This is a genomic window from Zunongwangia atlantica 22II14-10F7 (assembly GCF_002094855.1).
Lineage (GTDB): Bacteria > Bacteroidota > Bacteroidia > Flavobacteriales > Flavobacteriaceae > Zunongwangia > Zunongwangia atlantica.
On record NZ_ARYN01000023.1, the window covers coordinates 31,132 to 45,619 of the forward strand.

The 14,488-nt window shown below is 36.1% G+C and carries 6 protein-coding genes; all 6 read right to left on the reverse strand.

The window, feature by feature from the left end; genetic code table 11:
• Window positions 1-4: 4 nt before the first annotated feature.
• Complete coding sequence (locus IIF7_RS18730) at window positions 5-3,055, reverse strand: SusC/RagA family TonB-linked outer membrane protein (protein WP_084843215.1); 3,051 nt, start codon at window positions 3,053-3,055, stop codon at window positions 5-7.
• 42 nt (window positions 3,056-3,097) lie between these two features.
• Window positions 3,098-4,840 (reverse strand): RagB/SusD family nutrient uptake outer membrane protein, encoded by a 1,743-nt coding sequence (locus IIF7_RS18735; RefSeq protein WP_084843216.1) that lies wholly within the window; start codon window positions 4,838-4,840, stop codon window positions 3,098-3,100.
• An 11-nt stretch (window positions 4,841-4,851) separates the two neighbouring features.
• Window positions 4,852-8,007: a SusC/RagA family TonB-linked outer membrane protein gene (locus tag IIF7_RS18740; protein WP_084843217.1), complete on the reverse strand. Its 3,156-nt coding sequence runs from the start codon at window positions 8,005-8,007 to the stop codon at window positions 4,852-4,854.
• Window positions 8,008-8,452: 445 nt separating this feature from the next.
• Complete coding sequence (locus IIF7_RS18745; protein ID WP_084843218.1) at window positions 8,453-10,402, reverse strand: glycoside hydrolase family 97 protein; 1,950 nt, start codon at window positions 10,400-10,402, stop codon at window positions 8,453-8,455.
• Window positions 10,392-11,732: a DUF6055 domain-containing protein gene (locus tag IIF7_RS18750; protein ID WP_084843219.1), complete on the reverse strand. Its 1,341-nt coding sequence runs from the start codon at window positions 11,730-11,732 to the stop codon at window positions 10,392-10,394. Before IIF7_RS18750 ends, IIF7_RS18745 begins: the two co-directional genes overlap by 11 nt.
• Before the next feature lie 8 nt (window positions 11,733-11,740).
• Window positions 11,741-13,987 (reverse strand): S9 family peptidase, encoded by a 2,247-nt coding sequence (locus IIF7_RS18755; protein ID WP_084843220.1) that lies wholly within the window; start codon window positions 13,985-13,987, stop codon window positions 11,741-11,743.
• Window positions 13,988-14,488: the final 501 nt, after the last annotated feature.

A 14,488-nucleotide genomic window follows, 5' to 3' on the forward strand; every position in this document is an offset into this window, starting at 1 on the left:
CGCATTAAAATTTTGTACTTAAACCAAAGGTTAGTGTTCTACTAATAGGATACATAGAGATCCCTGAACTAAGACTTTCTGGATTTAAGCCATATTCGCTATGTATTTTAGAAAATGAAGCCAGATTACGACCTCTAAGGAATAACTTAAGCTCTTGCATATTCAGTTTTCTGGAAATATTATTTGGGAAGGTATATCCTAACTGAACATTTCTTAGATTTAAATATGCCCCATCTTCTAACCAGAATGAAGAAACCTGATGATTATTCTGAGATACTGTTGTTAATCTTGGCACATTATTACTTACCGGCCAACGATCTAGCATTGCTTCAGAGTAGTTGTTATTAGTTGAATTATTTAAAAAATATGAATTATCTAATATACTTTCATTGTCTTCATTAACATTACCCAATATAACCTCTCCATTTGCTCTACCATTCGCCAAAACAAAAAGATCAAAACCTTTATAAGCTAAAGAGATATTAATACCATAAGCAATTCTAGGTCTATGGCCTATAGCATGAATATCCTGCTCTGTAATTACGCCATCATTATTATAATCTTCGTACATAATATCTCCGGGAGCTAAAGTTCCCCAGCTTTGAGTAACTCCTCTAGAATCAATTTCAGATTGAGACTGATATAATCCTAAAGCATTATATCCAAAAAACACATCGTTACCATAACCTGCACGCTGTCTATATTCAGCAAGCGCAGCAGGTTCATCTACCACTAGGTTTTTACTTCTTAAATACATGGCATTTACACCAAGTGAAACCTTAAAGTCTCCAAATTGATCGTTATACTGAATCATTCCATCTACACCATAGTTACGAGACTCCTCGAAATTCTGAATTGGTAAAAATCCGCCTGTTCCATAAATTGAAGGCGTGAAATTGCTCATTGGTGATAAAATACCCACATCTTTTTGATCGAAGTAATTCGCCTCTAAAGCAATCTTTCTATCAAAAAATTCAGATTTAAACCCTATGTTGAAATACTGTCTCTCTGGTAAAGAAAAACCTGTACTACCATACTGAAGCACTTCGTAAATATTATCTGCTCCACTACGCTGTCCTTCTATACCACTACTCCAAGTACCAACATTTTGCCATAGCGTTTCGTACAAATAATATGGGTTATAAGTCCCGCCGAAATTGAAGTTATTTACTCCCATTATTCCGTAAGAAGAATACAGTTTTAAATAATCTAAAACATTGCTGTTTTTTAAGAAAGATTCTTCAGATACATTCCATGACGCACCTACAGTTGGATAAAAATTGAATCGTTCCCCATCAGGTAATCTCATGTTCCCGGTGTATGAAGCATCAAACTGTAAAGCGTACTTACCATCGTAAAGATAATTTGCTCTAAAACCTAGATCCTGAATACGATCTGGCTGATAGTTTCTAATCACAACACGATTTTCCTGCATAGATTGATAGTAAGAAAGATCTAAATCCAGGTCATGTTCCTCTTTTACGAACTTATAGCTAAGATTAGCCATTGCACTAATGCGACGATCATAAGAATCGTCCCCATTATACATGTTAGACTGTACTTCCTGCTCTACTACACGCTCCAATTCATTATCTGTTCCTGTAACTCTTCTATAAAGTGCCGCAGTTCCACCAAGGTTATTTACTAAAACATTGTTCGCATCTAAAGCTGCACTTGCATAAAATTCTAGACCTTTAGCTACGCTTTCAAGATCTATTAATAATGACACCAAATTTTGCGTGTTCAATTCGGTAGACTCTGCATACCCGCCATAAACCAATTCGTTAGTTAGGTTAACAGGATAATTATCACTTACGATCAATTGATCTTCATACCAAATTGGCGTTGCATTAGATGGGTAAGATGATAAAATACTAAACATATTATAACGAGCAGCGCCATCTCCTTGATTAGGGAATTCAGCTCTACCATAAGTACCAGAAAGGTTAATGTTCATTCGCATAAAATCGGTTAATTTTATATCTACATTTCCTCTAATCTTGTACCTATCATAAGTAGTTTCCTGGCCTACTTCTTCGTAACCGCCAGAACCAACATAATTTAAATTCGAGAAATAAGTAACCTTATCTGATCCTCCCTGAAAATCTACATTAGCACGAGTAAATCGGCTAAAATCCTTTACATAACGATCGTAATAATCGACATTAGGATATCGCAGTGTATTATTTCCGGTTTGATACGCATCTAAAGCTTCCTGAGAATATAAAGGATCTAAACCATCATTAGCTAAAGCCTCGTTATATAAAGTTGCGTAGTTATAAGAATCTAGGTAATTAGGTAAGTTTGCTGCTTCACTATAACCAGTTTCAGCAGTAATATTAATTTCATTCTTATTTTCCTGCCCTTTTATTGTGGTGATCCAAACAATTGGACTTGCCCCGCTGGTTCCAAGCGTTGCTCTTCCAGAGAAATCCTTGATCACTTCTACTTTATCAATTTCGTAAACAGTTAAGTCTCTTGGGTTTCTTTGAATCCCATCGATATAGTAAATGGCTGCTTCACCTCTTACTAAACCTGTCACCCATTCGGCTCCAGGAGTGTAATCATTTTGACTCATTGTTAACCCAGGTAATCTTCCTTCTAAAGCTTCTAAAAATTGAATAGAAGGGAATGTTCTTAACTCTTCCCCAGTAATGGTATTTATTGCTGAAACATTCTTAGAAGATTTTAGATCTAAATATGGAATCTTAAGATCATTAGTCCCATATAAATAAGGAGCTTCTTGTAAAACAATAGGAGCTTCAAGATCTGCAGAAACAAACATGCTTTGGCTTTCGTAGCCTTTCTTTACTACTCTTAAGAAATCTGCTTCTTCACCAGAAATCTCTACTGTAAATTCTCCATTTTCGCCAGTTTCAACAACATTTTTTGCTAAAACAGTAATCACTTTAGCCTTTGCAACTGGTTCATTATCCTTATCTACTATCTGCCCTGAGACAGTCCTATATTCGGTATCAGTCTGTGCATACGTATTATGGCAAAATACGATACCAAGACTAAAAATAAATAAAAGGAATATTGTATTATTTTTCATTCTTTATTTTTTAACTGATAGTGTTATCAATTGTATACTATTTTACCAACCCGGGTTTTGATTAAACTCTGGGAAAATTGTAGCATCCTCTAATGGTATTGGCCATCTGTAATGTCTTTCTCCAAAGGTTAAAGTAAAAACAGGTTCAGATGTTCTATTAATACTATAACCCGTAGGTTGAGAAGGATCTTCTGTCAATTCTACTCCGTAAATTGCTCTATGCTCTAAATCGCTGGCATCTCTCCACCTTTTTAGATCGAAATATCTTTTTCCTTCCAGATACAACTCTATAGCTCTTTCATTTTTAATACGCTCTCTAAAACTATCTGCATTTCCAAGATATTGAGCTGCTACTCCTGGCATATTTACTCTGGCTCTTACACGATTAACAGCTTCTACAGCAGTAAGATTTGCTCCCGGAAGACTATAATTTGGTCCTCCAATTTCGTTAGCTGCTTCAGCATATTGTAACAAGATATCTGCAAGTCTAAAATATATCACATGTGTATTTGGTGCTGTAGCACCAGACCATTGGTCGATATTTCTAGCCCAAAATTTTCTGGCTAAATAACCTGTAAAAGAGTAATGTGGTTGTCCTGTTCTTTCTTCGCCACCTTCAAAAAGCTCCATATAGTTCCCGGTTTGGGAAGTCCATCGTTCCTGATTAAAAATAATCGAGTGATAAAATCTAGGATCTCTACCAACATAAGGGTTTTGAGGATCATAGTCTGGATCGTCTGAAATCGCTAAACCATTCTCGGTTTCAAACATATCTACCATATTTGCACTTGGGCTAAATCCCTGAATTACACCACCCGGAGCCAAACTAGGAACACTAAATACATTCCACGTATCGGTATAACGGCTTGCCTGATAATTTTCCCAGATAATTTCTGAATTTGTTGGCTGATACATAAAAATGCTATCAAAACCACTGGCAAACTGAATGCTTTGTTCACCTTCAGGAGTTAAGTATCTTACTTCATCTGTGCCGTTTGAAGGCACTAAAGAATATCTACCAGCATCGGCAACTTCAATAAGATCCCAAGAGGCCTCAGCCGCTGCTTCCCATCTTGAAACATCATTCCCTGCGTTATTATTTGGGCTGGCATCAAAAAGCAAGGTTGAGGCTTTAAGTGCCATGGCTGCTCCTTGTGTTGGTCTACCAAGATTGGCTTCGTCCCAACGTGTTGGCAATAAGGTTGCAGCAGTATCTAAATCTGCCACGATATTCATCGCAGTTTCGTGGTAAGAATCACGTGGTAAAGCAAAATTATCTGAAGCACTAAAACTTCTGGTAATATATGGCATTCCACCCTGTCTTTTTAAGAATTCATAATAATACCACGCACGCATAAAATGCGCCTGACCCTTAAGTTGATCGATCTGAGCCTGCGAAGCATTTTCTAACATATCTAAATTTTCAAGAGAAATATTTAGAATTCTAATGCTGGCCCAAGATCCCCAAACTCCGTCTCCATTAAACTGTAAGGCCTGTGCTGTGTTATATGCTCTTAAGTAATCTCCATTCTGAATAACCGGGAGCGTTTCCCAATCTGAGCTCATATAACCTTCGTCTGAAACTGCTGCGATGTACGAGTAATCACCGGGAGACAAATAATGAAGTAGATCCTGATACATACGATCCTGAAAACTTCTAAAGTTATTATAGTCGGTAAAAACTTCATCTTCCTGCATACCGGCAGAATCCTGTACTCTATCTAAATAGTCTTCACAACTTGTGAAAAACGGTAGAGCAATAAGAAAAAATAATAGTCTTTTCATAATCAATATTTTTAGAATTCAATAGATAGATCAAAAGAGTATCTCTTCATCTGTGGGTAGGCACCAAAATCTGCCCCGAAGTTGAATCCTTCAGGATCACCTCCCCAACCTCTACGTGACCAGGTTAACAGGTTGGTACCGGTTAAACCGAAATTCACGTTTTTAATACTTAATTTATCTAAGAAGTCTGATTTTAAAGTGTATCCCAGTCTTACATTTCTTAGCCTGATATATTGCCCGTCGATCATAGAAAACTGACTAATACGATAGTTATATTGATCGATCGCTACATTATGTACAGATGGGAATTCTGCATTTGTATTGGTTGGCGTCCAGTGATTGCCATGTGCGGTAAAAGCATTGTTCTTACCTTCTGTAAAAGGATATAAGAAGAACATTCCTCCCTGGCGCATTGGTTGCTGAGTTTTACCAATACCGTATAATTGAACATCTAAAGACCAGTTTTTAAAATTAGCACCTAAAGATGCATTCCAGTTAAGTTCTGGTACAATTGGATATTCTGAAACTATTCTATCCTGCTGGTCTACAACACCATCTCCATTAAAATCCATGAAAGCAAGATCTCCTACGATTGGGCTACCACCCGAAGCTCTTGGGTACATGAATAATTGATCGAAATTTTGATAAAATCCATTATCCATAACTCCTGTTCCTGGTGTATACCATCCAAGTCTTCTGGCGATCTCTACCGGTTTTCCTTCTGCTTTTAAATGAAAAGGTCTTGAAGCTGGCTCGTCATAGTAAACCACTCGGTTTTCAGACCATGCAATATTTGCAGATCCATATACAACCCAGTTATCATTTATCGCTTTATTGAAGCCTAACTGTACTTCCATACCATGACTCTTGGTTTCTCCAAGGTTTCCTGAGATTCCTGAAACCCCGATATAACTTGGTACAGATTGTCTAGATTGAAGCACACCTGTTCTTCTTTCATCAAATAAATCGACTGATAAGGTTACAGCGCTATCAAAAAATCCAAGATCTACTGCAACGTTAGATTTTGTTGCTTCTTCCCAGGTTGCATCGGTTACCGGTATATTTCCTTCATTAATTACCGGGTAATATTGAATAGGATTACCAAAACCAATAGTTTGATCACCATCGGTAAATTCAGAAATATAAAGCCATCTATCGATACCGGCATCACTACCAACAACCCCGTAAGAACCTCTAAGCTTTACGAAATCCATAAATGTGCTTGCCTTCGAGTCTTTATAAAAACTTTCGTTAGAAATTGTCCATCCACCGGCAAATGCTGGGAAAGTACCAAAACGAAGTCCGGGAGCAAATTTCTCTGAACCAGAATGCGTAATACTGGCTTCAAGAAAATAACGCTGATCATAATTATAAGTTCCTCTACCTATCCAGTTTTCTTCGTAATGTGTAAAGTCTGAAATTGCTCTTGATTCTCTTCTTGTAAATACTCCCGTTAATCCAAAATTATGTTTTCCAAAACTTCTGTTATAATTTAACTGTCCCTGGTAAAAATGAGACCTATAAGCATCTGAAATATTTTCTGTTTCTGAAATATTCAATGGAGGCTGAGGTGTATCAAGATCTTCTGTTCCCCAGTTATCATAACGAGACCACTCTTGTGTTTGTGGATTTAAAAAATATCCAAAGTATAACGGTAATCTATAATATTTTCTATACTGCTGTAAAGTATTGTATGAATAAAGAATATTAGCAGATAAACCTTTAGTAATAAAATCTAATTCCTGATTAAATTTTATATCCACATTCAATTCATTAGACTTTAATCGTTGGAATCCCTGACCTCCCTGCCAGTTTAAACGCACTTCTCCCATATCTGGATTGATATAAGGACGAATGCCCGACTGGTTATAAGGGATTAATCCATCCGGATATGCATTTAAAGCATCTGCAGGATAATATGGCATTGCCGTAACAGACTGGTACCAGTTTTCCTGAGTATAATCATCAATAGGCTTATTCCAAACTTTTAGGTTACCTCCTACGTTTAAGGTTAATTGTGTAGATTCAGTTAACGTAAAATCTAAATTATTTCTGAAGTTATAACGCTGGTGCCAGTAGTGTGCATTTCTTTCGTCATAATCATAAGGAAAAACATTTCCAACATCAAAAACATCACCCTCTTCTAGATATCCTACAGAAACAAAATATTTTACAAAGTCTGTTCCTCCACGAGCATTTAGATTATAATTCTGGTCAAAACCAGGTTTAAAATAATAATCCATCCAATCAAAATCTGGATATAAATAAGGCAAATCCTGGTCTCTATAATGTGCCAGCTCTTCATCGCTAATTAAGTTATTCCACATACCATCGTTACGATAGGCTTCATTTCTTAATAGCATTGTTTCGTAGGCGTTCATATACTCCGGTAATTCTGTTGGAGTTTTAATAGAAAGCTGAGAATTAAAGTTTAGCTGAAGTGCTCCAGATGCACCTCTTTTCGTATTTACAATTACAACTCCGTTTGCTCCTTTAACCCCATATACTGCAGTTGCCGAGGCATCTTTTAATATAGAGATAGATGCAATATCGTTAGGATCGATATTCGAAATTGGTCTTTCTACACCGTCTACAATATAAAGCGGACCGTTAGACCCCATAGAAGAAGTTCCTCTAATAACCATAGAAAGACCTCCTATCGCTTCTTCACCTGGCGTAGGATCTGTACTCACTACGGTTAAACCTGGCAAATTTCCCTGTAAGGAGTTTTCTAAACTTCCTCCCATTTTTACTTTTTGCAAGGTTTCTCCAGATACCTGAGAAATTGCCCCTACAACAGATTCCTTTTTTTGTACACCAAATCCAACAATAACGACTTCCTCTAAGGCGCCAGAATCTTCTTCCATTTGTACGTCTAAAACGGTATCACTACCTACTGTAATTTTTTTCGTTTTTAGTCCAATAAACGAGAAGACCAAAACATCACCGCTTTCGGCTTCAATAGAGAATTCTCCTTCCCAATTGGTGGCGGCTCCAACATCTGTTCCTTCAACCTGTACATTAACACCTGGTAAACCTAAACCATTGGCATCTTTTACCACACCCGTTATTGTTTTTCCGGTTTGGGAAAAACCTAAAATGGGTATGAAAGCACAAATTAATAGTAGAAATTTTAATCGATTTTTCTTACTAAGAGTGATTTTCATTTTAACAAAACTGTTTGATAATTAACTTTTGAATTAAAATTCACTTTTTAATATTATTTAACATTTTATGTATAGTAAACACACCAAAAACACTTAAATAATTTTAATAATGAACAATAAACAGTAACAATATTAGGTATAATATCACTCCAACTTTGATAGTATATTAACACAAGCTTATCATATATTATGATAATTTTTAATAATAAATTAACTTTAAATGATTTTTTCGATTTAGCATGTAGACATAAAAAAATCTGGTAGTATTTACCAGATCTTTTTAGTTTATTTCGATTATAAAAGGAAGCTTATTTTTATCTAATATCGAGCCCTATAAATTCAAAATTTTTCACCATAATTTCTTGAAATTTAGCTCGCCAAAAGAATTAATATTTCTTAAAAATTACGGCATTTTTTAGCTGAAATTGTTAGTGATGAATATCGATTATCGAGTGAAAATTCCTATCCATCCTCCACCTTTATTCATTTTGATCTCTATCTTATCTTCTGAAGTTAATTTTGCTGATTTTTTGGCATAATCTTTAGCCACTTTATCTGAATTTTTACCATCTTCGATCCAATCTAATTGATAATTTGTATTATCATCTAAAAACGAAAGATCAATTTCAAAAGTTCTGGCAGAATCATCTGTTATGGCTCCTACATACCAGGAATCGCCATTTTTACGAGCAATTATTAAATAATCTCCAATCTTGGCATCCAACACTTTAGTTTCTTCCCAAACCACTGGGATTTTTGAAATGAATTCGGCCGATTCTCGATTTTCGTAATAACTTGAAGGTGTATCGGCAAGCATTTGCAATGGTGCTTCAAAAATAGTGTACAAAGCTATTTGATGTGCCCTGGTTCCTAAAGTCATTGGGCGATCAAAACGAACTGCAAAGTTTTCTTTGTGTGCATTATCCATACCACCCGGAGTATAATCTAAAATTCCGGCGGTCATTCTGGTAAATGGAATTGTAAGATCATGCTCTGGAGTAATAAGATCTTCCCATTTATCGTTTTCCAGACCTTTTACCGCTTCATAGTTTATGATATTTGGATAGGCTCTTCGCATTCCAGAAGGTTTCATGCCGCCATGATAATCTACCAGTAAATGATGATCTGCAGCACTTTTTGCAAGCCTTTCATAAAAATTAGTCACATATTGATCTGCTCGCTGAATAAAATCTACTTTCACTCCTTTAATCCCCCAAGCTTCATATTTAGATAAAAGCGCTTCCATATTTTCGTCTAATGGTCGCCATAAACTCCATAGAATAATTCCTACATTTTTCGCTTCAGCATAAGTAGTCAATTCTTCCATGTCGATATCTTCATTAGGTTCCATCACATTCAGTGTAGATTTAGACCAGCCTTCATCTAAAATGATATATTCTAAACCAAATTCCGAAGCAAAATCGATATAATACTTATATGTTTCAGTATTAATTCCACTTTCAAAATCAACATTATAAACATTGTTCGCATTCCACCAATCCCAGGCTACTTTTCCCGGTTTTATCCAAGATGGATCTTTTAATTTAAGTGGACTAGCCAATTGATACACCAGGTTATTTTCGATGATTTCCTTATCATTTTCAGCAATCATAAAAACTCTCCACGGGAATTCTCTTTTTCCTTTGGTTTTCGCGATAAACGGCGCCGCTTCTTCTATAGCTTCCAAACGATCCTGTCCCGGTTTTAATTCCTTAGTTTTTAATACATACTTCGGAAATTTACTTTTGAATCCGTTTTCAGTTTTCTCTAAAAAAAGATTAGGATAATCATACAAATTCGATTCGGTTACCGAAAAACTGATGCCTTTTTCATTCGTAAACAAAGTTGGCAAAGCTGCGATCGTTCCGTTTTCTATTGCTGAAGTTGGAAGTTTTTCATAGTAATTTTCAAAATGAGAGATCAAACTTTCTTCTTCAGGTAAGTAGCAGGTATAATCTTTTCCTAACTGAAGATTCATTTGTTCATCTAAAACTTCAATTTCACCCTTCAGTTTAGAAACAAATCGATACGCCCAGCCATTGTTATAAACTCTAACTTCAAAATCGTAATTTTTGAAGCTCATTTTTAAAAGATTGTAGTGATCTCTAATGAGCTTTGATTTCACGGGAACAACAGCCTCGATTTCTTCATCGACGGTTTTAGTGCTTAGATTTTTAAGTTTATCGCCAGCTCCAAAAGATTTACCGCCAGTAAACTCCATTTTGGGATTTACCTTTTCGATAAGCTCTTCATTATTCAAGTAAACTTTTAAATAAAGTTCGTTATCATGCTCAATTTCAATCTTTATATGATTATTTGGTGATGTGATTTCTTCCTGAGAAAAAACATTGGTAAAAACACCTAATATGGCTATAAAAAGGATCTTAGTTTTCATTCTTCGGGTTCGTATTTTCAAATTTTAGCTTGTAAGGCCATTGTTCATCATTATCTGGATTACCGTCAATCTTATGAATGAAATGTTCTGTTGGAGCACCACTTACTACCAACCATAAATGCGCTGTGGTTTGTGGAATTTCAAAACTAATTTCATTCTTAGCCTGGCTGTACATCTTTCCGTAGTGACGTTCTCCATTTTCGCTCACCGCTAAAAATCCATACCTCCAACCTGCAATTTCAGGTTTAAGAATATTGAATTCTTCACTTTCGATTATTCCTTCAAATTTCAATTTTACTTTTTCAGAGGTTGGCACTTTTAAAGGAATGGCATTATAGCCATAATTTTGCGGTGCTTCTTTTGCTGAAATCTGAAACCAATCATCTTCGATCTTATCTAATTTGGTATGATGGATATTCGCATATTCACTACTTACTTCTTCTATTCTTGGCATATCCCAAGTCACAAATCTTCTGGAAGCGTCAAAAATTTCATCATTAAAAGTTTTCTGATCAATATTAGTTAATCGCTGATAGGTTAACACAGGATCTTCGCCTTTTTTAGAATTTCTCCAAAGCTCACCAATAAAGGTTTTGCCATGTTTATTCGACCAGTATTCTAAAACAAAAGGTGAATGATACATATTTTCTTCGTGTAGAAATGCTCGATATGTATTGTCTAAAAATGCCTGTAAATGATAATTTTCAAACTCGATCCAGTTAGGATAAACCTGCCATAGCATCCATTGCGACGTCATTTCCCAAATACTACCGCCATTTTTAAACCCAAAATGCCCATCGGCTCCCGTTAAATACTGAAATGAATGCCCAAGCTCGTGCGCCAAAGCGCCATAAGGTGGTTTATGGATTCGTACCGCCGGCGACCATAACATCCCAATACTATCTTTTCCTGCCCCGTAGGCAGTACCATCATCCCCACCAAAGACGTACATCAAGATTTTGGTGCTATCTGTGGTAGATTTTCCTTTTTCTAAAAACTGAAGTTCATCTACATAATAATTGAAAAAGCGCTCTCCCTCTAGAATCAAGGAATCAACATTAAAAGTCTTTACCTCGTTTTCATTCTTAGAAGGATCTTCGCCATATTCTTTATCCCAAAAAATAGCGAAATCATTAGATGTTCTAAATCTTGAAAAACTGTACACACTTTCTGGATCATCATAATCGTTAGAATCTGGCACCATCCAAACTTTCTCAGGAATTTTCAGTTGTTTTTCGATCACAACAGATTCTTCCTTAGTTTCTTCGGCATTGTTTTTACAAGCCATTGCCAAAAGCGATAATCCTAAAATACTGGTTAGTTTTTTCATCCTTAAGATTATTTTAGTCCGTTATGTTCTAAGAAATAATTAGTAATTAACGTATACAGGTGAATCGAAGTGTTTTTCCCTTCGTAAATATGATGCGCCCTGTTTGGGTAAGACATCATATCGAATTGCTTGTTATTTCGTATTAATTCGTTCACTAAAAACTCCATGTTCTGGTAATGCACATTATCATCGCCGGTACCATGAATCAGCAATAAATTCCCTTCCAGATTTTTGGCATAGGTAACAGGCGAACCTTCAATAAACTTCTCTTTATCTTCACTCGGCAATCCCATATAACGTTCCTGGTAAATATTATCGTAGAATAATTGATTGGCAACTCCGGCCACTGCAACTCCTGTTTGATAAACTTCAGGATATCTAAACAATAAATTTTGCGTCATCGAGCCTCCACCGCTCCAACCCCAAACATTCACTCTATTTTCATCCAGAAAATCGTAAGTTGAAAGTACTTTTTTAGCCGCCGCGGCTTGATCGTTCGTATTGATCACTCCCATATTCTGGTAAATACTTTTTCTCCAATCACTACCCTTTAAGGTCGGCGTACCGCGATTATCGATACTAATCACCACAAATCCCTGTTGCGCCATAAAGATCTCGTATAAACCAACCCATTGATCTGTCGCGACAACGCCCCAGGGTTCTCCATAAACATGAAAAAGCACCGGGTATTTTTTAGCCGAATCAAAATTTAATGGCTTGGTCATTCTGGCATCCATTTCAATTCCTTTATCGGTTTTTACTTTTAAAAATGAGGTTTCAGGTAAAGCTAAAGTGCTTAGCTTGTTTTTTAATCTTTGATTATCGACTAAACTTGTAATCGACTTATGCTTAGGTAAACTCACTAAACTTACCGTATTTGGTGTGCTAACATTCGTGAATTTATGGATTGCATATTCTCCGTTTGGAGAAACATCATAAGTATTTACTCCCTGAAATTCTTGCGGAGTAACTTTGGTTAATTTTCCGTTTCCGTTTAAAGGCACGCTGTATAAATAGCGCTGCGTTGCATTTTCTGGTGAAGCAACGATATATAAATTCTTATCATCAGTTTTGTAATACGTCGCTACGTCGTAATCGCCAGGTGTAAGCAATGTTTTCTCACCAGATTCCAGATTAACTTTGTAAATATGGCGCCAACCATCATTTTCTGTCATTCGTAAAAACGATTTACCGTCTTCTACAATTAACTGATCGTTATTTCCCCATTGGTTCGAAGAAATATCAGGATAGCGCAAATCTACCCAAGTGTCTTCAGTTTCGGTATATACTTTTTTTAATGCTGAAGTCGAAGGTTTATAAGTAAAAATATTAAGCTCATTCTGCTTTCTATTCATTTGCTGAATTAGTAACATATCTTCGTCAAGCCATTGCATGGCAGGTAAATAATGCTGAACAGGATCTCCCGGCATCGGAATCCATTTTACTTCGGAAGTTTTTGTATCTACAATACCAACTTTTGCTGAAGAAGGATTGAATCCCGCTTTTGGATATTGAAGCGGAATAGGTTCAGAATAAACCGAATCTGTAGTATTGATCATATAAAACGTCCCAATTTCTGAAGCATCTAATTGCCAGAATGCGATCTTTGAAGCATCGGGATTCCACATAAATCCGTCGCGCATCCCAAATTCTTCTTCATAAACCCAATCAAAAGTTCCATTGATGATATCTCCGGTGCCATCTTTGGTTAATTGGCTAAGTTCTCCTGTTTTAAAATTCTCTTTATAAATATTGAAATTATGCACATAGGCCACAAACTGATTGTCCTCTGAAAACTTAGCAAACATCAATGACGAAGACGGAAAATCTTTTCCTAACTGCTTTAATTCTTTAGTATCGAAATCATAAACCCAAAAATCACCTTTGGTATTAGAACGCCAAACTCTGCTAGAATTTGTAAAAATAAGCACCTTGCTAGCATCTGGTGATAACGAGAAATCTTCTATTGCCAGGTTTTTTCCATTTACACTAAGATTATTGGCCGCTAAATATGTACTTGATTTATAATTTTTACTCTCGTATCTTATAAGCTCATCATTACCGGCATCATCTTTTTCGATACTTACAAAAGCATCACCATCTTCGATCCAAAAAATAGGACGTTGATAGTCGCTACTAAATTCTGAAGAAGAATAAATGCGTTCTAAGCTTAAAAGCGAAGGATCTTCCTGTGCAATTATCGAAGAAGAAAAGAAAAGCACTAGCGCGATTCTTAAAAGGTAATTTTTGGCCATTATGTGATAGTTTACTGTTAACAGTTTACAGCGTACAGCTGATAGCTGTTATTTTTTAGTTTTATTATTATTTTCTTTTTACGACATCCCAACCCTGCCTCACCGGCAGGCAGGCGTGGTGGAGGGATTTATATGAAATACATTTTTTAGAACCCTTTACTTCATTCCGTGCTTGACACGGAATGTCATCCAGCATTTTTGAAAAATCCTCTAAATTCAGCTTTCAGTATAAATCTTATATAATTTCATACTCAAACGGAGATTTCTCCAATCCGCTACGCTCCCGTCGAAATGACACAAGAAATTCAACATTCAACCTTTATCATTTTTATAGACTTCGTTTCGTCATTCCGTGCTTGACACGGAATCTCATCCTACATTTTTGAAAACGTCCTCTAAATTCAGCTTTCAGTATAAATCTTATATAATTCCATACTCAAATGGAGATTTCTCCAATCCGCTACGCTCCCGTCGAAATGACACAAGAAATTCAACATTCAA